Source organism: Brachyspira sp. (assembly GCF_050873525.1).
Taxonomy (GTDB): domain Bacteria; phylum Spirochaetota; class Brachyspiria; order Brachyspirales; family Brachyspiraceae; genus Brachyspira.
In genome coordinates this window covers 1-22,753 of sequence record NZ_JBNMIZ010000017.1, presented here as the reverse complement: position 1 = coordinate 22,753, position 22,753 = coordinate 1, and the positions used below count along the sequence as shown (strand labels likewise).

The 22,753-nt window shown below is 29.4% G+C and carries 25 protein-coding genes; 16 read left to right on the top strand and 9 right to left on the bottom strand.

The annotated features are described in order from the left end of the window. Positions 1-97: 97 nt before the first annotated feature. Positions 98-409, top strand: a complete 312-nt coding sequence (locus ACR0QS_RS02535) for a hypothetical protein (RefSeq protein ID WP_432631879.1) — start codon at positions 98-100, stop codon at positions 407-409. Between the two features lie 131 nt (positions 410-540). Here the strand turns inward: ACR0QS_RS02535 and ACR0QS_RS02530 are convergent, their stop codons facing one another. The 8 genes from ACR0QS_RS02530 to ACR0QS_RS02495 all read right to left on the bottom strand — a co-directional run bounded on the left by ACR0QS_RS02530 (position 541) and on the right by ACR0QS_RS02495 (position 9,065). Continuing rightward, positions 541-2,229, bottom strand: a complete 1,689-nt coding sequence (locus ACR0QS_RS02530) for an ABC1 kinase family protein (protein WP_432631878.1) — start codon at positions 2,227-2,229, stop codon at positions 541-543. 43 nt (positions 2,230-2,272) lie between these two features. Continuing rightward, on the bottom strand, positions 2,273-2,578 hold the full coding sequence (locus ACR0QS_RS02525; RefSeq protein WP_432631877.1) for a phasin family protein: 306 nt from the start codon (positions 2,576-2,578) through the stop codon (positions 2,273-2,275). Positions 2,579-2,665: 87 nt separating this feature from the next. Beyond that, positions 2,666-3,091: an RbsD/FucU family protein gene (locus ACR0QS_RS02520; RefSeq protein WP_432631876.1), complete on the bottom strand. Its 426-nt coding sequence runs from the start codon at positions 3,089-3,091 to the stop codon at positions 2,666-2,668. 18 nt (positions 3,092-3,109) lie between these two features. Then, complete coding sequence (locus ACR0QS_RS02515) at positions 3,110-4,099, bottom strand: ABC transporter permease (RefSeq protein WP_432631875.1); 990 nt, start codon at positions 4,097-4,099, stop codon at positions 3,110-3,112. Beyond that, a complete protein-coding gene (locus ACR0QS_RS02510; protein ID WP_432631874.1) occupies positions 4,092-5,624 on the bottom strand; it encodes a sugar ABC transporter ATP-binding protein in 1,533 nt (510 codons plus the stop codon). Before ACR0QS_RS02510 ends, ACR0QS_RS02515 begins: the two co-directional genes overlap by 8 nt. Further along, positions 5,621-6,883 carry an S-methyl-5-thioribose kinase gene (mtnK, locus tag ACR0QS_RS02505; protein WP_432631873.1) on the bottom strand — a complete coding sequence of 421 codons (1,263 nt, stop codon included), beginning with the start codon at positions 6,881-6,883 and terminating at the stop codon, positions 5,621-5,623. Before mtnK ends, ACR0QS_RS02510 begins: the two co-directional genes overlap by 4 nt. A gap of 38 nt (positions 6,884-6,921) precedes the next feature. Continuing rightward, entirely contained in the window at positions 6,922-7,968 is a 1,047-nt protein-coding gene (gene mtnA, locus ACR0QS_RS02500) for an S-methyl-5-thioribose-1-phosphate isomerase (RefSeq protein ID WP_432631872.1), read from the bottom strand. Between the two features lie 41 nt (positions 7,969-8,009). Next, complete coding sequence (locus ACR0QS_RS02495) at positions 8,010-9,065, bottom strand: sugar ABC transporter substrate-binding protein (protein WP_432631871.1); 1,056 nt, start codon at positions 9,063-9,065, stop codon at positions 8,010-8,012. 176 nt (positions 9,066-9,241) lie between these two features. Between ACR0QS_RS02495 and ACR0QS_RS02490 the strand changes: the two genes are divergently transcribed. From ACR0QS_RS02490 to ACR0QS_RS02475, 4 genes are all read left to right on the top strand, one after another. Beyond that, a complete protein-coding gene (locus tag ACR0QS_RS02490) occupies positions 9,242-10,273 on the top strand; it encodes a LacI family DNA-binding transcriptional regulator (protein ID WP_432631870.1) in 1,032 nt (343 codons plus the stop codon). A gap of 86 nt (positions 10,274-10,359) precedes the next feature. Continuing rightward, positions 10,360-11,046 (top strand): SMC-Scp complex subunit ScpB, encoded by a 687-nt coding sequence (gene scpB, locus ACR0QS_RS02485; RefSeq protein WP_432631869.1) that lies wholly within the window; start codon positions 10,360-10,362, stop codon positions 11,044-11,046. Positions 11,047-11,049: 3 nt separating this feature from the next. After that, positions 11,050-11,982, top strand: coding sequence for a pseudouridine synthase (locus tag ACR0QS_RS02480; protein WP_432631868.1), 933 nt, complete (start codon positions 11,050-11,052; stop codon positions 11,980-11,982). A gap of 261 nt (positions 11,983-12,243) precedes the next feature. Further along, positions 12,244-14,772, top strand: a complete 2,529-nt coding sequence (locus ACR0QS_RS02475; protein ID WP_432631867.1) for a YidC/Oxa1 family membrane protein insertase — start codon at positions 12,244-12,246, stop codon at positions 14,770-14,772. A gap of 20 nt (positions 14,773-14,792) precedes the next feature. Here the strand turns inward: ACR0QS_RS02475 and ACR0QS_RS02470 are convergent, their stop codons facing one another. After that, the gene (locus ACR0QS_RS02470) at positions 14,793-15,380 is read right to left on the bottom strand and encodes a hypothetical protein (RefSeq protein ID WP_432631866.1); all 588 of its coding nucleotides are present in this window, start codon (positions 15,378-15,380) and stop codon (positions 14,793-14,795) included. 180 nt (positions 15,381-15,560) lie between these two features. On the opposite strand from ACR0QS_RS02470, the gene ACR0QS_RS02465 reads away from it, so the two are divergent. From ACR0QS_RS02465 to ACR0QS_RS02415, 11 genes are all read left to right on the top strand, one after another. Continuing rightward, entirely contained in the window at positions 15,561-15,800 is a 240-nt protein-coding gene (locus ACR0QS_RS02465; RefSeq protein WP_432631865.1) for a (2Fe-2S)-binding protein, read from the top strand. A 416-nt stretch (positions 15,801-16,216) separates the two neighbouring features. Continuing rightward, positions 16,217-17,155, top strand: a complete 939-nt coding sequence (locus tag ACR0QS_RS02460; protein WP_432631864.1) for a UDP-glucuronic acid decarboxylase family protein — start codon at positions 16,217-16,219, stop codon at positions 17,153-17,155. A gap of 125 nt (positions 17,156-17,280) precedes the next feature. Beyond that, positions 17,281-18,315 carry a hypothetical protein gene (locus ACR0QS_RS02455; RefSeq protein WP_432631863.1) on the top strand — a complete coding sequence of 345 codons (1,035 nt, stop codon included), beginning with the start codon at positions 17,281-17,283 and terminating at the stop codon, positions 18,313-18,315. Positions 18,316-18,327: 12 nt separating this feature from the next. Further along, positions 18,328-18,879, top strand: a complete 552-nt coding sequence (locus ACR0QS_RS02450) for an NUDIX domain-containing protein (RefSeq protein WP_432631862.1) — start codon at positions 18,328-18,330, stop codon at positions 18,877-18,879. A 235-nt stretch (positions 18,880-19,114) separates the two neighbouring features. After that, entirely contained in the window at positions 19,115-19,558 is a 444-nt protein-coding gene (locus ACR0QS_RS02445; protein WP_432631861.1) for a hypothetical protein, read from the top strand. Between the two features lie 228 nt (positions 19,559-19,786). Continuing rightward, complete coding sequence (locus ACR0QS_RS02440) at positions 19,787-20,143, top strand: TIGR04076 family protein (RefSeq protein ID WP_432631860.1); 357 nt, start codon at positions 19,787-19,789, stop codon at positions 20,141-20,143. Next, on the top strand, positions 20,140-20,655 hold the full coding sequence (locus tag ACR0QS_RS02435) for a GNAT family N-acetyltransferase (RefSeq protein ID WP_432631859.1): 516 nt from the start codon (positions 20,140-20,142) through the stop codon (positions 20,653-20,655). The genes ACR0QS_RS02440 and ACR0QS_RS02435 overlap by 4 nt, the downstream gene beginning before the upstream one ends. Before the next feature lie 23 nt (positions 20,656-20,678). Then, the gene (locus ACR0QS_RS02430) at positions 20,679-21,311 is read left to right on the top strand and encodes a Vat family streptogramin A O-acetyltransferase (protein WP_432631858.1); all 633 of its coding nucleotides are present in this window, start codon (positions 20,679-20,681) and stop codon (positions 21,309-21,311) included. 27 nt (positions 21,312-21,338) lie between these two features. Beyond that, positions 21,339-21,800, top strand: coding sequence for a hypothetical protein (locus ACR0QS_RS02425; protein WP_432631857.1), 462 nt, complete (start codon positions 21,339-21,341; stop codon positions 21,798-21,800). 31 nt (positions 21,801-21,831) lie between these two features. Further along, complete coding sequence (locus ACR0QS_RS02420; RefSeq protein ID WP_432631856.1) at positions 21,832-22,497, top strand: class I SAM-dependent methyltransferase; 666 nt, start codon at positions 21,832-21,834, stop codon at positions 22,495-22,497. Positions 22,498-22,510: 13 nt separating this feature from the next. After that, positions 22,511-22,735: a hypothetical protein gene (locus ACR0QS_RS02415; protein WP_432631855.1), complete on the top strand. Its 225-nt coding sequence runs from the start codon at positions 22,511-22,513 to the stop codon at positions 22,733-22,735. The last annotated feature ends 18 nt before the right edge of the window (positions 22,736-22,753 follow it).

Genomic DNA, 22,753 nt, shown 5'->3' with positions numbered 1-22,753 from the left:
TTTTGTCCGTTCTTTGCGGATATTTTGGTTTCGATAACTTATCGGAGAAAATTAAAAATCTCCGTTTAGTTATAAATAAATTATCAAGGAGTTATCTATGAATAACAAATCCATTATAATTACTTTTTGTTTATTTTTTATAATGTTTATTGTCGGATGCAAAACTATCGGTTTAGCCGACAGCGTTCCTCAATCGCTTCAACTTTCAGGCAGCGATATAACGGTCGGAGAAGTATTGACGGCGGAATTAAAATATGACGCCAACGATGACACTTTGAGAGACCAACTTATAGCCGAAGCTTTGAAAGGAACTAATTACGATTTTTTGGTTATGCCTCGTTATGAGATTTTCAAATCGGGCTTAATTACAAAAATGAGAGTTAGAGGCAGAGGAGCAAGAGTTAAATAATTATAAAAACAAAAAGTAAGACAAAAGGCATCGTATTTAATTGCGGTGTCTTTTTTATTTTATAATTTAGAACATATTGACGAAAGCGATATTTGTCAAATTTCCTATTTTAAAATTATTGGTTTAGTTTATTAAAAATCACTCTTGTTCTTTTTTATATACTTCTTTACAAACCTGCTTATTATCATAATAAAACCCATTATGCCCGATATTACAAATCCTATTACTCCGATTATTGAAACGCCATGAATTAACGGAGGAATTTTTGCGCTCAATATAAACGCGCTTGAAATTATTAAAGAAGCCAAAACAATCGAATAACTTAATCTATCCGCTAAACCGTCCAATGTGTTTGAAAGTATATCGAGTTTTTTATGTTCAAGTTGAACTTTTATCGAGCCTTTTTTTACCATTTCGGCGACTTCGGATAAATCGGAAGGAATATTTTTTAATACTTTTGAATAATCTAAAATTAAATTTTTCGACTGCTTAAATATATTGTCGGGCTTTAATCTGTCCTTCACATATTTCAAAGCGAAAGGTTTAATATGTTCTATTATTTTTAAATCTTTATCCAAATTTCTTGCAACGCCTTCCAAAACGATTAAAGATTTTATTAAAAGCATTATATTGCTCGGCAAACTCAATTTGAATTCTCTTATAATATATATAAGTTCGTTGAATATGTCTTCCATGTTTATATTATCCAAAGACATATCGATATATTTGCTTATAAAAACAAAAATTGCCGTATTGAAATCGTCTAAATTTGCTATTTCATTATGATTGCATAAAGCGAGAATTGATTTCGATAAAGTCAAATAATCGGCGGAACTTATGCTCACGATAATATCCGAAAAAGCGTCTTTTGAATTCGGCGGAATAAATCCTATCATTCCAAAATCTATAAAACATAAAACATTATTTTCCAAAGCCATCAAATTTCCGGGATGCGGGTCCGCGTGAAAAAATCCGAGCATAAAAACCTGTTCCAAAACGGCATCGACTCCGATAGCGACAAGTTTTTTTCTATCGTATTTTGTGTCTTCGGGTTCTATGTCGGAGATTTTTATTCCGTCTATATATTCCATAGTTAATATATTTTTTGTGCTGTAATCTTCGTATATTTTCGCTATTTTTACATTTTGATTTTTTTCAAAATATTTTGCAAATTTAATCGTATTATTTTTTTCAAAATTAAAATCCAATTCCTGTAGAAGTTGTCCTTTAAAAGCCTTTATAAGTTTTTGCGGCTGCATGAAAGCGTATTCTTCGTTATGTTTTTCCAAAATATTTGAAAGCCATACTATGATTTCTATGTCGGTTAATATTTTTTCTTCTATATCGGGACGCTTTACTTTTATCGCTACTTTTTCTCCCGTTTTCAATACTCCGACATGAACTTGAGATATTGACGCACTCGCTTTAGGTGTTCTTTCAAAAGATTCAAAAGTTTCTTCGATTGTTTTTCCAAGTTCTTTTTCAATAATATTAATAGCTTCGTTTTCATCGAAAGGTTTGACATGATTTTGAAGTTTGCTTAATTCGTCCGTTATATCTTTTGGAAGTATATCGTTTCTATTCGATAAAATCTGCCCGAGTTTTATAAATGTCGTTCCCAATTCTTCGAGAGCCATTCTTAATCTCTGCCCTCTGCTGAACTTTCTCAAATCTAAACCTTTATATTTTATATTTACTTTTGAAATCGGCTTGTTTACTATTTTTAGTATCGGAGTCACGGCAATTATATCTCTAAAACCGTAAGCTATGATTATTGATATTATTTCCCTTGTTCTGTTTATTGATTTTATATTAGCCACTTGAAAGTTTCCCTAAATAGAAATTGAATAAACGATTATTTTATTATTCTTTATTTATAGAATTTTTTAATTCTTCCAATTCTTTTTTTATCGATTCGTAATCTTCTTTTTTGACATATCCCATTTTGTCTATAGTAGTTTGTATTTTTTCATCCATATATTTTTCAAATTCTTCTCTCGTTTCGTTTGCCTTCGATACCATATCTTTTACAAATTTTTCTCCCTCTTCGGCGTCAACATTTCTATCTTTTATAAATTCTCTCGCCACATCTTCCACTTTTTCTTTGCCTTTTAACATTAAACCTATTCCCGCATAAAATCCCGTTTTTATATCGTCCGCTATTCCCATATTAATCTCCTTGATTTTTATTTTTAATTTTTATTATTAATTATTTTTAAATATTATTATCTTTAATAAAAAAGTCAATATTAAAAATCAAACTGTAATCACGCCTTTAGTTATAATCAAACAAGCATATATAGAAGTTTCGCCTGTCGCAATGCATGCGTATGCGTTTTTTGCTCTTTCGTAGAATTCAAATCTGTCTATATATTCAAATTTATTAAACGATGTTTCGTATTTATTTATAATGTTTCTGTATTTTTCCCATATATCAATTTTAGAGTTATCGTTAGGTTTCATTAATACAACGGGATTTTCTATAAATTTGTCTAACGGAAAAAATTTCATTATGGCATCTAATATATCGCAGTTATTATGTCCGTCTAATCTTATTGTTCTTTTTCCGAACGATTCCGCTGCAAAGTTGCAATCTCCTATGACTAATGTATCTCCATGTCCCATACTCATAAGCGCATGCATTAAATCTGGCGATATAATATTTGGTATATTTTTTAACATTATTTTTCCTTAAAAATATTATGCCTTTCTTTTCGAGAGTCCGAAAGTAAAAGCTAAAGCGATTACGAGGACACAGCCTTTAATAAAATCTTGGGTATAATATGGAACATTAAGCATAGTAAGTCCATTTATAAGCATGCCGATAAATATAGCGCCGACTATAGTTCCGAAAGGATTAGGTTTTTGCGCTCCCAATACGGCATACCCTATAAGAGCGGAAGCTATCGCGTCCATTAATAGAGTGCCGCCCGAAGAAACATCGCCTCTTCCGACTCTTGCCGCAAGAACTATACCCGCAAAGCTCGCGACAAAGCCCGAGATTATATAAGAGAGTATTCTATATTTATAAATATTAACTCCGACAAGTCTTGCAGCTTCGCTATTTCCGCCTATGGCATAAAATATCCTTCCGTATCTTGTCAAAGATAAAACGACAAATACTATAATCGCTATTATAAACATAAACGCTACTGGAACGGGAACGATATCGAATAATCTGCCCTGTCCTAAAAATTTAAATCCTTCGTCAAATACTCCTTTAGCAGTCTCTCCGTTAGGTAATGTCATTCCGTTTCCTATAGACCTGCCCGCCGAAGGTATCAGCTGTAAACCTTGAACCAAAAACATCATTCCCAAAGTGGTTAATAAATCTGGAATTTTTAATTTGACTATCAATAATCCGTTTATTAAACCTATAGTAGCGCCCATAAGCAAACATATAATAATCGCATAATATCCTTTTAATTCCAATATTACCATACAGTAAGAAGAAACCATTACGGAAAGAGAGGCAACCGCTCCTATTGATAAATCCATGCCGTTTACGATAAGAGGAAAAGTCTCTCCAAGCGCAAGTATAGCGTATATCGTTATTCCAAGAAGTATTGAAAATAAATTTGACGCGCTGATAAATACCGGTCTTGTTATAGAAAAGAATATAAATAATAAAACCATTATTATTAAAAATCCATATCTTATTGAAAAATGCGTTATCGTTTTTTTATTCATTTTTACTCCTTAAATTTAATTCTTCTATATCGCAACTTATATAATGCAATAATTTATCTCTATCTATTTCATCTCCATACTGTTCGAATACCATTTTACCCGAATTAAAAATTATTATTCTGTCCGCGACTTCGATAGCCTCGTCTAAATCAGCGACTAAAATTAAAGCAGCTCCATCGTTAATATTCTCTCTCAAATATTCTCCTATATCGAATCTTGAAGCTATATCTACACCCTGAAAAGGCTCGTCCAATATTATTAAATTATAATTTTGGAATATCCATCTTGCCACAACGACTTTTTGCTGATTTCCGCCCGATAAACTATCCATAGAATCTTTTATAGAGCCGTATTTCAAAGAAAGTTTTTGAGCTATATTTATAGAAGCTTTTTCTTCCGACTTTCTTTGCATTATTAGTTTCGGGCTAAATTTTTTAAGAAAAGGAATCGTTATATTCTCCGATATATCGAAATTTGGAAATATCGCGTTATTGCTTCTGTCTTCTGGTATCAAATGTATTCCGTTATTTACGGCATCTTTAATTTTTCTATAATTTAGCTTTTTCCCGTTCATAAATATTTCGCCGCTTATCGGATTTCTAACAGAAAATAAAGTTTCTCCAAATTCGCTTTTTCCCGCTCCTATTAATCCCACTATCGCCGTTATTTCGCCTCGATATAATTTTAAATTAACAGGATAGCCGCCTTTCATAAAAATTAAATCTTTAGTTTCAATTAACGGTTTGGAAATTCTCTTTTCTTTAGATATTGCTTTGACTGTTTTAGGAACAGAACCTATCATTGCCGTTACTATTTCGCTCACTTTTATAGGTTTTTCCATTATATCCGATACTTTTCCGTCTCTTATTACTATCAACCTATCCGCTATTCTTTCTATTTCATGAAGTCTATGCGAAACATATAATATTGTCACATTCTTTTCTTTCAAACTTTTCAATTTCTCAAATAATATTTCGGTTTCTTTTTCCGATATTGCGGCTGTAGGTTCGTCTAATATAAGAAGTTTAGGATTCGATTTTAAAGCTCTCGCTATTATTATCAGCTGTCTCTCGCTTTGGCTCGTATAAAAAACTTCTTTATTTAGTATGCTGTGGTCTATTCCCATCAAATCGGCTATTTCTTCAGCCTCTTCTATATAATTCTTTTTCTTTACGAATAAATTTTTCCTATTGGTTAATAAATCTTTCAATACCAAATTTTCCGCAACCGTCATATTCTGTATTATGCCTTGATTGATAATTTGATGAACGGTTTGAATTCCTTTATTGTAAGCGTCAATCGGGCTTGAAAATCTTGTTAACTCTCCTTCAATAAATATTTCTCCATCATATTTCGTATGATAACCGCATATTATTTTTATTAAAGTAGATTTGCCCGCTCCGTTCGCTCCGACAATAGCGGTAATATCGCCTTTAGTAAAATCAAACGATATGGATTCTAAAGCTCTTGTAGAACCAAAGGATTTCCCTATATTTTTTAAACTTACTATCGCTTCTCTATTCATATTTTATCTATAGGAGAATATTTATTAACTATATTTCCAATCTCTTCTATATCTTTTATTTTATTTCTATTAATCAAAAATTCTCTTCCAACTTTCAAACATATACAATCTAATCTTGCTCTCTCATTTAAATCTTCTATTCCAGATATATCTTTATTTTTGGCAAGCCCCAATGTTCTTCTTATTAAAACGCATCCTGCAAATCCTATAGAATCTTTAAAAATTCTATCCAAAACTGCTTTAATATATTTTTCAGAATGCTTTTGTCCTTCTGGATATTGCCAATATAGAGGTTTAGTCTCTTCCAAATGTTTTTTCCATAATTTTTCAAATTTATTTAATGTTCCTGTTATCATATATTTAGCCGTATCGAATAACCATTTTCTAAATTCTATAGAATTAGTCCCAAGTCTTTTTTGATGATATTCCTGCGAGATATATGCCATAAAGAAATTTGCCATAACTTTTCCTATATCGAATCCAATAGGTCCAAAAAATGCAAACTCGGGGTCTATTATATATGTTTCTTCCTCATTGCCCATGAAACTTCCCAAATGAAAATCGCCATGCAATAAAGCTTCGGACTTTGTCATAAAAGCATACTTCATTTCAGCCGCCGCTATTTTCAATTCTTCGTCTCTTTGAAATTTTTTCACTTCGTCTAAATCAAATTTTTCGTTATATATATTAGAATCAGCATCTTCAAAAGGATTGGTAAAAATAAAATTTTCAGTGAGTTCGCATAAATCTGGATTTATATATTCCACAACCATAGCTTTTTTAGTTTTACTATCGAGATAATAATCGGAAGTGAAAAATAAAGTCCTTGAAAGAAAATCCGTTAAATCTTCTGCAACTTTGGGAAATTTTTTGCCTTCAATTATCTCTCCTCTTAAAACTTTATGCCTATTCAAATTTTGCATAATGACTACGCACATTTCTTCGGAGAAATAATATATTTCTGGCACTAAATTCGGACATATTTTATATTCTTCTTTAAGAGCTTTTATTTCAATTTTCATTCTGTCTTTTTCTAAAGGATAATTTTCTCCAACGCATCTCAAAAATGGAACGGACTGCTTTAATATCACGGTCTCGTTATCGTTACTTTCGTTTGTTATGCTATATACAAAATTTAAATTCCCGTCTCCTATTTCGCTTACTTTTAAATTATCAAAACTGCTAAATATTTTCTTCATCTCTGGAATTGATTTTAAATAGTCCGCTATACTTTCTAAACTTAATTGTTTATATCCCATATTAATTTCTCCTTAAAATAAATATAATAAATATAATATTAAACAAAAGCTTTTTTCAAATTCTCATTATACGGAGGTTTTATTATACCTTTTTCCGTTATAAATCCCGTTATAAGTTCATTAGGAGTTACATCAAACGCTGGATTTCTTACTTTTATATTCAATGGAGCAGTTTGAACTCCTGCAAAATTTATAATTTCTTTTGCATCTCTTTCTTCTATAACTATATCGTTTCCCGTTTTGGTATTTAAATCAAAAGTTGTAGACGGACAAGCTATATAAAAAGGTATATTGAAATACTTTGCTAATATTGCAACTCCCATAGTGCCGATTTTATTTGCGGCATCTCCGTTTTCCGCCACTCTATCGCAGCCCGTTATTACAATATCTATTAAACCTTTAGACATTATAAAAGCCGCCATATTATCGCATATTAAAGTTACATCTATACCAGATTCATACAGCTCGAAACTCGTTAATCTCGCTCCTTGCAAAAGCGGTCTCGTTTCATCCGCATATACTCTTATTTTAATATTTTTTTCTTGCGCGACATACATAGGCGCTAATGCCGTTCCTATTCCGCTTACCGCTAATCTACCTGCGTTGCAATGAGTGAGTATTCCGTAATCATTTTTTAAAAGTTCAACTCCATACTCGCCTATCTTTCTGCAAATATCTATATCTTCAGAATGAATTTTTTTAGCTTCATTTTCAAGGATATTGTATAACTCTAAAGTTGAATTATCTTTTAAAGTTTCAATTTTATTTACCATCCTATTTAAAGCGTAACTTAAATTTACCGCCGTAGGTCTTGAAGAATTTAAATATTCAGCCCTATTTTTAACAAATTTAAAAAATTCATTAGACGGTAAATTAGTTTTTTCTTTTAAGCCTATTAAAAGAGAGTAGGCGGCGGCGACCCCTATCGCCGGCGCTCCTCTAACTTTTAACTCTTTTATGGCATTATAAGCCTCTTCTGGAGTATTTAATTTTATTTCTTTTACCGTTATAGGAAGCAGAGTTTGGTCTAATATATATAAATTTTCTCCATCCCATCTTACAGTTGGTATTTTTGAATTTATCATATTTTTTATTTCCTCAAAAATAAAATATTATCAAACTACTTTTATTGAGCCATAGGAATCCATGACGCTGTCATATTTGTAGTTTTATTGAAATCTGGAAATTTAATTTCTAATTCTTCCATGTTTTTTACTCCAGATTCTTTAAGCATGCTTTGTGTAAATAAAGTAGGAGTAATTAATATATCATGAGGCAATTCTTCTCCAGCTATTTTCAATGCCAACGCTCTAACTGATAAAGCTCCAATTAGTCTTGGACTTGTAGCCGCGGTTGCAGCCCAAGGACTTCCGTCTTTAATCATTAATTCTATATCTTGAGTAGAAATATCGGCGCTATAAACTTTTATTTTATCCGTTAATCCTTCTTCTTCCAACGCCAATACTACGCCTTTTGCGAATTCGTCATAAGGAGCAAAATATGCGTTAATTTGAGGATTCGATTTCAAAACGGCTTTAACCTGTTCGGCATTCTTTACGGAAAAAGGAGATTCAACCGTTCCCGTTCTGACAATTTCTTTCATATTTGGAAATTCTCTTTTAAATTCCGTAAAAGATTGGTCTCTTTTATCCAAAGGCAATATTCCCGCAAAATAAACATATCCTATATTTGCTCTTTGATTATAATCTTCATTCATAGCGTCTAATGACATTCTTCCAAGCGCATGGTCATCTTGAGCTATTTGATTAATTTCAGAATTTTGAACATCGACATCGAAAGCCACGACTGGTATTCCCGCTGCGACTGCATCAGCCGCTGGTTTTGATAAAGTTTCGGTAAGTCCATGGTCTAATATTATGCCATCGACTTTCATATTTATAGCTTGATATACAAAATCCGCTTGAGCCTGATTATCCATATTTTTGCCAAATACGGTAAGGTTTATTCCCATTAAATCGGCTTGTTTTTGAGCGCCGTCTTGCCACATTTGCATAAATTCGCCTTCTACCATTTGCCTAATCAATGCAAAATGCACTTTTTTAGAACCGTCAAAAGGAGCTGGAGCGCCTTCTAACTTGGTGACATTAGTTCCTTTATTTTGCCCGCATCCTATTAATACTATAAGTATTAGATTAAATAGTGTAAATATTGATTTTTTCATGAGGTTTTCCTCCGTAAATTAGTTTTTTTATGTATATAGTATAATAAAAATAAATTCAAAAGTCAAGAAAAAATTTAATTTTTTTACTAAAATTTTAGTGATTTTTTTATATATTGATTTTAATTTATTTTTAACATATTATAAATTATAATTAAATTTATAAAAAATAGTTAATTATGGATAAAAACAAAGTAAATCTTATAGATATTGCTAAAAAAGCTGGCGTTTCAATATCGACAGTCTCTCTCGTTCTTAATAATAAAAACGGAGTCGGAAACGAACTTTCAAAGAAAATTAATGAAATAGCTTTAAATATGGGCTATAAACAAAATAAAAAAAATATCAAAAATAAAAGGATAGCGTTCATAAAAATAGAAAGACATGGACGAATTATAAATGAAACCCATAATGTATTTTTAGCGGATTATATACAAGGAGTTATAAATAGAACAAAAACTTTAAATTATAAATTAGAAATATCAAGTTATTCTAAAGAACAGTTAAATTTAATAAAATCATATATAGAAAAGGAAAATTATTCTGGAATCATTATTTTAGCCACAGAATTATACGAAGAAGATATTATATTTTTATCGTCAATAAATATACCAATGGTTTTTTTGGACGCGTATTATCCTTATTTGAAATGTCATTTTGTTACAATGAATAATGAAAATTCAATATTTCAATTAGTAGAACATTTAGTGGAACTTGGACATAAAAGAATAGGTTTGGTCGATAGTAAATCTAACGCTTCAAATTTAATAATTAGGAGAGAGAGTTTTTATAAATATTTAAATTACTTTAATATAACTTTTCAAGATTCGGATTATTTTTTAGTAGATTCGGTTTATGATAAAACTGTGGAAGATATGGGTAATTATTTATCCGAAAGCGAAAGAGATATGCCAAGCGCTTTAATATGCGTAAACGATACTATCGCTATAGGAGTTATTAAAGCTTTAAAAAATCATAATTATAATATACCAAAAGATATATCCGTTGTAGGACATGATAATTTGCCGACAGATTTATTTATAGAACCGCTTTTGACTACTATAGATGTTCCTAAAATTGATATAGCTCAATCAGCGGTGGATATATTGGATAGAGAAATAAGGTCGCATCAAAAAGAACATTTTAAAATATGCACTATAAACGGAACTCTTATACCAAGAGAAAGCAGCGATAAATTAATTTTAAATTAAAAAATCGTATTTAATATAATCCTTGAAAATTCTAAATTCTATGTTATAATAAACAAATCTAAAAAATAAAAAAGGTTCAAAAACTGATGGAAAAAATCGAAGAAACAAATACTACAAATATTGATATACAAACCATAGAAAAAGAGGAAATTAATAATAACGAAAATATTAAATCGGAAAATGCCGAATCGAAAAATATTGAAAAAGAAAAATTTGAAATAGACGAATCTATACTCGCCGATAACGAAGAGCTTGAAAAAGTAATGGAAGCGATTATATATGTCGAAGGAAATGTTCCAATAAGCAGGTTAAGAAGTCTTTTCAAATGCGAAAATTCGGATATAAGAAATCATATAGAAAATATAAATAATAAATATAGAAATTCTAAAAGCGCAATCGAAATACTTGAAGTTGGCGACAGCATTATGATGACGATAATTCCTTCCACTTTCGGAACTTTGTCGGCTATTTACGATAAAAAAAGAAAAAAGAAAATTTCAAAAGCGATGCTCCAAACCTTATCAATAATAGCATATAAACAGCCTTTAACAAAAGCGGAAATTGACGATATAAGACAGAGCGACAGCGGTTATCATTTAAGAGTATTAATGGAAGACGGATTTATAGCTTGGAAAGGAAGAAAAGATTATTTAGATAAAAGACAAACTTACGGAACAACCGATAAATTTTTAATGCATTTCGGAATAAACTCGCTGGACGATTTGCCAAAATTAAGAGAATTAAAAGATTTAGAATTCAATAGAAATGAATAAAGTATGAATAATGAAGAAGAGATTAGGCTCGTAAAAGTTATATTAGAATCGGGATTTGCCAGCAGAAGAAAATGCGAAAAAGCGATATTGTCGGGAAGAGTTAGAGTAAATAATCAAATAATATTAGAACCCGCTTATAAAGTAAAAAAAACCGATACCGTTTCATTAGACAGAAAAATAATAGAAAGACAATCAAAAAGATATATCGCGTTATATAAACCGCTTGGAGTGGTAAGCACGACAAAATATTTGCCCGGCAGAAGAATAATAACTGAATTTTTTAAAGGAGTTAAAGAAAGATTATTTTACGCGGGAAGATTGGATTCGGAATCTCGCGGAATTATGATTATAACGAACGATGGAGAATTTGCCAATATAATAACTCATCCGTCCTACGAAATATTAAAAGTTTACGATGTGGTAGTTAATGGAAAAATAGATTCTGAAAAACTGCTCGAAGCGAGCAAAGGAATAACGATTAAAAATATAAATTATTCTCCGTTCAAATTCAAAATATTATCGAAAGGCAGAATTCAAAGTAAAATAAGATTAACCATAAACGAAGGAAAAAATCGAGAGATAAGAAAAATTTTCGAATATTTGGGTTATAAAGTTATAGATTTGGAGAGAATTTCCGTAGGATGCGTGAGTAAATATAACGAATCGGCGGGAACTTTGGAAGCGGGACATATAAGAGATTTAACCGAAAAAGAAATAGAATTTTTCTTTAATCAAAAGGATAAAAAATTAAAAGAAATAGAAAATCTTTTTTCTTCAAATAATATTAATAATGTTGATATTGAAAATTTTGAAAGCGCTGAAAAAGAAAATATTAATAATAATGAAAAGAAAGAAAAGAAAACCGAAATAAAAAAACATAATAAATCGAAATGGGCAAAACCTCGACATAAGCGAACAAAGACTAAAAAAATATAAATTTAAAGTTGACATTATTTTAAATAAATGTTAAAATAATTTTATTAATTGAATTGATTAGTGGAGGCGAAAAATGTTATCGGTGAATAAATTCTCACTTCTCACTTCTCACTTCTCACTTCTCACTTCTCACTTCTCACTTCTCACTTCTCACGCTATAATTATAGCGTTTATTGTCATTTTAAATTTTTTCAAATATCTTATTATACTTTTCTTTATAAGTATAAATCGAATAAGAGTTTATGATTGTCGGAGCAAATCATGAGCTTTTTTAATATATTATACAATGCGACAATTTACCCGATAGAATTTATAATAGAAATCGTATTCTATTATTTTAAAGTAATCGCTCAAAGCAGTTATGCCGAAAGCGTTTTTATCACAAGCATTATAATAAATATTTTAGCTTTGCCGTTATACAATAAGGCAGAAGAATGGCAGAAAAAAGAAAGAGATATTCAAAATAAAATGAAGCCGATGATTGACAATATAAAATCGGTTTATAAAGGCGACCAGAGATATTTATTAATCAGGGCATGCCAAAGAATCAACGGCTATAAAACGATTTACGCTTTCAGAGGAACATTAGGATTATTGATACAAATTCCGTTCTTTTTGGCGGGTTATAATTTCTTTCATAGTTTGACGGGCGCGTATTCGGAAAGTTTTTACTTAATAAAAAGTCTTGGCGAAGCGGATAAATTGATTCATGTCGGAGGCTTCACTATAAATTTACTGCCTTTTATAATGACATTTTTCTCTTTGCTTTCTACAATAGTTTATTCAAAGAAATTAACTTTTAAAGAATCGCTTCCAATATTTTTAATGAGTTTATTCTTTTTAGTATTTTTATATAATTCTCCCGCAATACTTTTATTATACTGGACTATAAACTGCGCTTTTTCGTTTTTCAAAAATTTAGTTCTTCTTAATTTGGATAAAATAAAATCAATATTCAAAAACAAAAAATTTATTTTGATTTCTAAAATTTTATATAGTTTATATTCCGTATTTATAATTATAATGACGATTCTTTTCTTTTTAAGAAATTATTTTATAAACAAATCGAGCGAAAACGAAATATTAAAAGTTTTGATTATTCATATAAAAACTTATAAAGATTTGCTTTTTATTTGGCTAATTATTTCAATAATAATTTTGATTTTTATTTTGTCAAAAAAGAAAATTTTAAAATCTATAGAAATAAAATATAAATTCAGATTATTCGTTTCTTCGATAACGACAATTACGATTTTATCGGGTTTATTTATTTTGACTTCGCTTATAGCTTCTTCGGGGCAGGAATTTGAAAAACCTTTTGAAATAATATTAACGAATATGTCTAAATATTTTGGATTATTTTTCGTTTATCCGATTTTTTTATATTTTCTTTTTTCGGACAAATTTAAAAATATAATAACTTTAATATCCGTCATTTTTGCTTTATTATTTTTATCGAACACTTTTATAATGGTAATGGATTACGGATTTATAGCGAGCAATTTCAAATTTGAACTAGAATATTTGCTAATTCCAACGACAAAACAAATAATATTAAATTCCGCTTTAATGTTTGCCGTTTTACTTATAACTTTATTTATAATAAAAAAGAATTTGCAAATTTATTTATTCAATGTTTTTATAATCGTAATAATTTCTTTGATTTCAATATCAATATTCGATTTTGTAAAGATAAATAAAGAACAAAAAATATTGTCGGAAATAAATTCTTTAAATATAGAAAATCAAAATAAAAATGAAAATTACGAAATATTTAATTTTTCCAAAACGGGAACAAATATTTTTATAATAATTTTAGACAGAGGATGCCCCGAATTTGCAGAATTGGTATTCGAGGAATTTCCAGATATTAAAGCCGAAATGGAAGGTTTCGTATATTATTATAATACCGTTTCTCTTGCGCCTCAAACTTTCGGAAGCATACAAGCGTTATACGGCGGATACGAATATTGCATTCCGATAGATTTAAATAGAGAATATATTTTAAAAGAACATCATAACGAATCTTTAATAATGATGCCGAGATTATTTTCGGATATTGGATATAAATCGATGACTTTCGCTCCCGCGTTTGCAAATTTTTCTTGGACGCCCGATTTGACGATATTTAAAGAATACACAAATATTAAAGCGTATAATATTGAAAAAAGCATGATTGAAAAGGAATTAAATTCTCTGCTTAATAATTCTAAAAATAATATAACCGAAGTGGAAATATTTGAAGAAAATAAAAGACGAGCTATGAGATTCGCTTTATTTAGAGCGCTTCCCGTATTTTTGAGATATAAATTATATTCGCATAACGACTGGTTTATTCCAAACGGAAATAAAAATTTAACGATAGTCGGAAAAGGAATAGAAGAATACGCGCTATTGCAAGCCTACACGAATCTTACAAAAATAAACGAAAACGGAATGGAAGAATTTAAAGTATTCAACGCGATGATGTTTGTGAAAGATTTTAATAGCAGAGGAAATATAACTGAAAACGGCGACTTTATGACTATAGCCGACATTCCATTTTTGGCAACGAAACATTTGGGCGAAGCTAAAAATCCTTTCACGGGAAATATTATCACAAACGATTATAAAACGAACGGCGTTAATATTATTCTGACTAAACATAGCGACCCGAAAGGAAATTTTAAAACGAGACTGGATTTCGATTATTATTATCATGTTAAAGATAATATTTTTGATATTAATAACTGGAAAAAATTTGCAGTCGATTGGAAGACTAAAGAGAGTAAAGAAATTGAACTTAAATAAATAAAATTAAAAAATAAATTTTATTTTAATTCTTCGACTTTATTCATGCCTTCTCTAAAAGCGGAAAATTTATTCTGCCAATTCGTAGTTATAGACGGAGACATTAATATATCGTCAAAATCTTCTTCGTTTAGATAATTAATAAAATTGAATCTTATATTCGCTATGGAATTATTTGCAAAATTATCAAATTCGCCATTGTTATCAAATTTATATTTAACTTCGATATCGTAATATTCGACATTTCCCATTAAATAAGGACTGTAAACCACTTTTTGTATATTTCGCAGTTCCGTTTGGATTCCGCCGTCAAAAGTAAATATTATCGGAGTTTGATTATTCACAAAAATTTTATAAGGACTTCTATATCTAAATTCCAAAGTTAAACTTTTTCCAAATCTTTTATAAAATCTAAATTTACAATCTCGCATATATTTATAAGTTTCTTTCCAAGAAGTGAAGATATTTATTTTTGAGGTTAATGCGTCTTTTTCAAAGCTATAATTTCTTCCGCTCATAATGTCGGACAAAATCGTATTAGTTCTTTCCGCGTTTTGATTATTTTGAGAATAAAGATTAAAAGAAAAATATATAATAAAAAAAATCATAAAGATAAATCTTCGCATTTTCTGTCCTTAAAATAATTAAAATAAACTACTATTTAAAATACGGAATATTAATCGTTAAAAATTAATATGGATAAATTATTTATTAACATAATATTTTTTTCAATATTGAATTTTATTTTTTAAGTGTTAAAATTATAAATAAATTAGAGGTGCAAAATTATGGACTTAACTATAGAAGATTTGAAATGTCAAACCGCTTTAAATTACGATAAAGAATTATGCGTTTGTAAAAAAGTGTCTTATAGAACGATTTATAAAGAAATAATAGAAAACAAATTATTAACGGTCGAAAGCATTGCCGAAAAAACAAGCGCGTCTACAGGCTGCGGAGGATGTGTAAACAGAATAGAAAGCTTGATAGAATACGCCAAAAAGAATAATTACGAACCTTTGCCTTAATTTTATAATTTGAATTAAATTAAAATTGAAAATTAAACAATAACAGAAAAGAGACGGAAGAGTAAATCGACCGTCCCTTTTCTATTTAATGAGTCTAATATGAAAAAACTTTTATCTATCAGTTAATTAGACGTTTAAATCGCAAAAAAGTTCCCGAGTAATTCTATTTTTTTTAAAAAATTTATTAAAATTGTTTAGAAAGTTATAAAAAAGAGACGGACTATATTAAATAATCCGTCCCTTTTCAAATATTGAGGAGTCTCATATGAAAAAAATTTACTTATTTATCATATAATTAGACGAATAATTTTAAAAAAAGTTCCCGATATTTTTTATTTATTATAATTATTTTTTGACAAATTATTAAAAACTTTATATAATTTATTAAAATAATCAATCAAAAAGGAATTTTGACAATGAAAAGAATAATCATTACGGGCGGAGCGGGTTTTTTAGGCTCTCATTTATGCGAAAGATTATTAAAAGAAGGAAATCATATAATATGCATTGATAATTTTTTTACTGGTTCTTATGAAAATATTAAACATTTGGAAAATAATAAGAATTTTGAAATTATAAGACACGATATAACCGAACCTATTCATATAGAATGTGATGAAATATATAATTTTGCCTGCCCAGCGTCTCCAATCCATTATCAAAGAAATCCCGTTCATACTTTTAAGACAAGCGTTTTGGGAATATTGAATATGCTTAATTTGGCGAGAGAATGCAACGCTAGACTGCTTCAAGCTTCCACAAGCGAAGTTTACGGCGACCCTTTGGAACATCCTCAAAAAGAAACATATTGGGGACATGTAAATCCCGATGGAATAAGGAGCTGTTATGACGAAGGAAAACGAGGAGCGGAAACTTTAATGATGGATTATCATAGACAATATAATACCGATATAAAAATTATTAGAATATTCAACACTTACGGACCGAGAATGAACGAAAATGACGGAAGAGTGGTTTCAAATTTCATTATTCAAGCTCTTAAAAATATTCCAATTACCGTTTACGGAGACGGAAGTCAAACGAGAAGTTTTTGTTATTGTGACGATTTGATTGACGGCGCTATAAAAATGATGGAAAGCGAAAATTTTATAGGACCAGTTAATTTGGGAAATCCTTTTGAAATGCCCGTTATAGATTTCGCAAAAATCATAATAGAAAAAACTAATTCAAAATCGGAAATTATATTTAAAGAACTTCCGAAAGACGACCCCGTGAAGAGACAGCCCGATATAAGCCTTGCCAAAGAAAAACTTAATTGGCAGCCTAAATATAAACTTGAAGACGGACTCAAAAAAACGATAGAATATTTTGAAAATTATATAAAAATCAAATAAATAAATAAAAATATTTATTATAAATTTACTGTAAATTCATAATAAATAAATATTTTTATCAACGCGCTTGACAAAATTTATTTTTCAATTATTATATTATAACTATATTTTTTCGAGGAATTATCGTGTTTAATTATTTTCAAAAGAGTCAAAGAAGAAGAAATATCTTAAATAAAATAAAATCAAACAGAATAATTATTAATAAATTTCAGTCTCCGCTCGGTATTGTTCCGAGTAAAGACGCAAAACCGCGGGAAGGATTCGATTTTGAACTTAAAGAAGATGAATTATATTCTTATAGAATTTCCGTTTCGGCAAATAAGATTCCGTATCTATTCTTAAAATTAATTAAATTATTTCCGTCTTACGCGACAATGGTAATTGAAAGAATAAGCGAAGACATAAATAGAGATTTCGATATAATGATGAGCGACCCCGATATTTCAAAAGAAGAAATAAAAAATATATTCAAAAGATATAAAGAATTATGGGTTGAATGCGGATTTGTAGGTTTTGGAATAATAGACGAAAGAACGGAATTTGAAGTTTTTATTAATTTGGATAAAGAAGTTATAATAAATACGCCTTACGAAAATGTAAATAATATCAATTCTATTTTAGGTTATTTTAATCTTTTAAATGAAAATCCGTCTTTTATAAGCGACTTTGAACACTGGCATTATCCATTATCTTCTGTAGTTTCTTACGAAGCGGTATCGGAAAGCGAAGAATATATATTTGATTATTACGATATAATAAATAATTTAAAACATATTTACGGTTTTTCGATTATTAACAGAAACGAAAGAACAATAAGAATACAGCCGAAATGGTGGAATGTCACGGTAAAATGTCTTGGAAAATGCAAAAAAATATCTTCGGTTTCAAGCTATTATATCGTGGCAAATACAATCGAAGAAATGGAAACTTTGGTAGACGAAAAAATGAAAGATATGAATATAGAAAATTATTATATCTACGATTATTATAATGTCGAACCAAATAATTATAATCCAAGAAATCTTAATTTAAGCGATATAAGAATCTGCGATTTTGAGAACGCGCCTTTTGGAATTTGGGCGGAGTCGGATATTTTTATTTATAGAACGAGAAATATAGCTTCTTACTTCGTTAATAAAAATTACGATTTATCGTTTTAGCTTTTTAATTTTATGAATAAATTTGATTTTAAAAAACTTGAATGCCCCGAACATATTAAACATCAATTTAAATACTGTCCGTTTTGCGGAGAAAAAGATTCTTTAATTTTCGATAATATAAAAATTTTTAACTGCGGCAAATGCGGTAGAAGTTATTTTGTAAATCCGTCTTCGGCAGTAGGAATAATAGTCGACACTCCAAAAGGAATCGTTTTCGTTTTAAGAAAATTCGAGCCTAAAAAAGATTTTATAGATATGCCAGGCGGTTTCTGCGAGCCTTACGAAAGAATTGAAGATTCCATTAAAAGAGAATTATTTGAAGAAACGGCGATAAAATTAGATAAAGTCAATTTTCTTATGAGCGGAAGCAACGAATACATTTACGAAAAAATGATGTATGTTACTTCCGACATTTATTTTTATGCAAAATTGGATTATATTCCAGAAGTAAAACCTTCAGATGACGCTTTGGAAGTCGTATTTATAAAAAGAGAAAATATAGACTTCGATAAAATCGCATTCGAGTCTTCAAAAGAGGCTTTGAATTTTTATTTTAAGTGTTGATATATTTTTTGTATGTATTGCTTCGCCGTTCGGCTTGCAATGACGATGTTTTTTAGCCGTCATTACGATAGCAACGCCCGAAGTAATCTATTATTAAACTAAATTATTAATTTATTCTTTTTTACTCAATTATATTTTTTATTAAATTTATTTTTTATTCCTTTGACAAAATTCAATAATTATATATTATCAACTATAGTTATAATAATTCATAAATTAAAACAGGAGACTCAAAATGAAAATAGAAATGGGCGAATCTTTAATGCAATCTTATTTAAAACATATAAAAGATTGTTTAATAACTCAAACAAATTGGAAAACATTAAGGTCATGGGAAAAGTCTAATGAAAACAAGGCAAAGGAAAAATTTGAAGAAATTAAAAAAGAATATCCTAATATTTTTTCAGAAAAAATAACTTTTGAACAAATGCTAAATCAAGCGGAATTAGATGTCATTGGTATAGCTAACAATAAAATTTATATGGTAGAAATAGCTTTCCATGAACAAGGATTACGATACGGAAGCAACGATGAAGAAGTTAAAAATAGAGTTTTGAAAAAAATAATTAGAGCATATTTAATTTGGAAAATTTATTTTTCAAATTATTCTTGTAAGATAATATTTGCGTCTCCAAAAGTCAATCCTAGCCCAGATGAGTTAATTAAAGAAAGGTTTTGATGAATTAAAGGATAAAAAATTTTACGAAAAAGAAAAAGTAGAATTTAAGTATTTTTCAAATGAAGAATTTAGCAATGAAATTCTTTTAAAAACATTAGAGACTTTAGAATCAGATTCCGACACTTCTGAATTATTTTTAAGAAGCGCAAAATTATTAAAGATTTGTGGAATTATAAAATCAAAAAATAAATTCGATAATTAATAATAAAATAAATTTGGAGATTTAACATGAAAAAATGGTATAACGAAGAATATCAATTTGAAATCGAGGTGATTGGATTTTTACGAGGAAACAAAACAGAAGGATATTGTAGAAACGGTGAAGAGATTGGCGACAAATATAAATGCACTTACGGTTGCCCAGTTAATTTGGACGGGCAGGGCATTTGCTCAAAAGTAATGATGATAATGTTTCCCGTTATGGAGGCAGTGCGAAGCGGAGGAGATTTGGAAAATATCGGCGGAGACGGTAAATATAGCAAAATTATAGTTTGCCCAGACGGATGCGTGATTTTCAAACTTACCGCGATTAAAACGGGAAATGAAAATTTTTTTAAAGGCGGATTTATAGAGGAAAGAAAATGAAAGTCGAACTTAAACCTCTTGAAATAAACGAAAGAGAAAATTTTATTAAAGATTTACAAGAAGCTTTTAGAGTTGCGGCGATAGAAGAATTTGGCGAAAGCGATGAAGAAATAATTACAAAAAACGAAATAGAAGAATCGCTCAATGCAAAAGGCTCTCAAACTTTTCGCATTACAAAAGACGGAGAAAATGTCGGCGGAATAATTATTTGCATTAACGAAGAAACTCAATGTAATTCTTTGGAATTATTTTTTGTAAATCAAAATTGTCAAAGCGAAGGCGTTGGACTCAAAGCATGGCGTCTTTGCGAGGAAAAATTTCCGCAAACTAAAATATGGGAAACGGTTACGCCTTATTTTGAAAAAAGAAATATTCATTTTTATGTCAATCGCTGCGGTTTTAAAATTGTAGAATTTTTTAATCCGCGCCATAAAGACTCAAATATGCCAGAGTCTATAGATAGAGAAGACATGGAATATTTTTTTAGATTTGAAAAGAAAATGATAGATTGATTTAAATTTAGTGAGGAGATTATATGGGACCAAATCCGAATGAAATTTTTCCTAATCCGAAAATTCCAAGTTTATGCTTTATTAAAAATGTCATTAAAAATCCAAATATAATTGTTGGCGAATATACTTATTATGACGATATTAACGGAGCGGAAAATTTTGAAAGTCATGTAACGCATCATTACGATTTTGTAGGAGATAAATTGATTATAGGAAAATTTTGCGCTATTGCAAAAGGAATTGAATTTATTATGAACGGAGCGAATCATAGAATTAACTCGATTACCACATATCCTTTTAATATTATGGGAAACGGCTGGGAAAAAAGCGCTCCTTCTTTGACGGATTTAAAATTGAAAGGAGACACTGTTGTAGGAAACGATGTCTGGATAGGACAAAATGTAACCGTCTTGCCCGCTGTTCATATTGGCGATGGAGCGATAATCGGAGCGAATTCCGTTGTAGCAAAAGATATTCCGCCTTATTCTGTTGCAGTCGGTAATCCCTGTGAAGTTAAAAGAAAACGATTTGACGAAGATTTAATTGAATATTTGCTTCAAATTAAATGGTGGGACTGGAATTCTGAAAAGATTTTTAAGAATATGGAAGCTTTATGCAGCGGCGATTTGACTAAAATTAAAAATATTATAGATTAAAGAATTAAAATTTATACGGGAGATTATATGGATTATATTAACGAAGTAAAAAATAAAATGAAGTATATTAAAAGAATTACAAAAAAATTAGGACATGAATTAGGACATTATGAAATTGAAGATATGGGATGCCCACATAAACAACCAAAAAAATTACAATCTGGACGCTCCGCAATATACATTTTTATATATAAGGATGAAGTTTTAAAAATAGGAAAAGCTAATTCTAATAGCGATGCAAGATTTACAAGTCAACATTATGGGTTTAGCACGCCAAGCACTTTAGCAAAATCATTATGTAATGACGAAGATTTTAAGCCTTTTATAAATAACTGTGGAGGAATAAACAAAGATAATTTGAAACAATGGATGCTTAAAAATTTACGGCGTATAAACATATATCTTGAACCAGACAAAGCAAAAACGGAATTAGTAGAAGCAATTTTACATTATGCATTTAGACCAAGATTTGAAGGAAATATAAATTAACGAATTAAAATTTAGTGTGGCAATTATGAATATGGAAGAACAATTTAATCTTATCGCAAACGAATACGATGCAAATAGAAGAAAATTTATTCCTTGTTTTGACGATTTTTATAAATCTACAACCGAATTTATATCTTATAATATAAATTCGCCGAGTAAAATATTGGATTTAGGAGCAGGCACGGGAATATTAACTTATTATTGGTATAAAATATTTCCAAATTCAAAATATATTCTTGTCGATATTGCCGAAGATATGCTTGAAATTGCAAAGAAAAGGTTTTTGAATATTGAAAATATTTCTTATATCGTTTTAGATTATTCCAAAAAATTACCCGAATTAAAATTTGACGCGATTATTTCGGCTTTGTCCATTCACCATTTAGAAAATATTGATAAAGAAAATTTATTTTTAAATATTTACGATAATTTAAACAACGGAGGAATTTTTGTAAATTACGACCAATTTTTAGCGGGTTCAAAACTAATGAATAATTGGTTCGATAAATATTGGGAAAACCAAATTATAAATAGCGGACTAACGGAAAACGACTTAAAGCTATGGAAAGAACGAAAAAAACTTGATAGAGAATGCTCGGCTGAAGATGAAATAAAAATGTTAAATAATTGCGGATTTAAAGAAGTTAAATGCGTTTATTCATATCAAAAATTTTCCGTCATAACTTGCATAAAATAATGAGGTAAAAATAATGAGCAAATATAAAGATTTATGGATTTACATTGATTTAATTTTTAAGCAGACGAATAAAGAAAAGATTGAATTATCTTTTAATCAAATAAAAAATGCGACTAATTTTAAAATCGACCATTCTTTTTTAACTTATAAAAAAGAACTTTTGGATTACGGTTATAAAGTTGGAAAAATAAAATTGAAAGATAAAAAAATTATATTTGAAAAGATAAATAATGATTAATTATTTTTTATTTTAAAC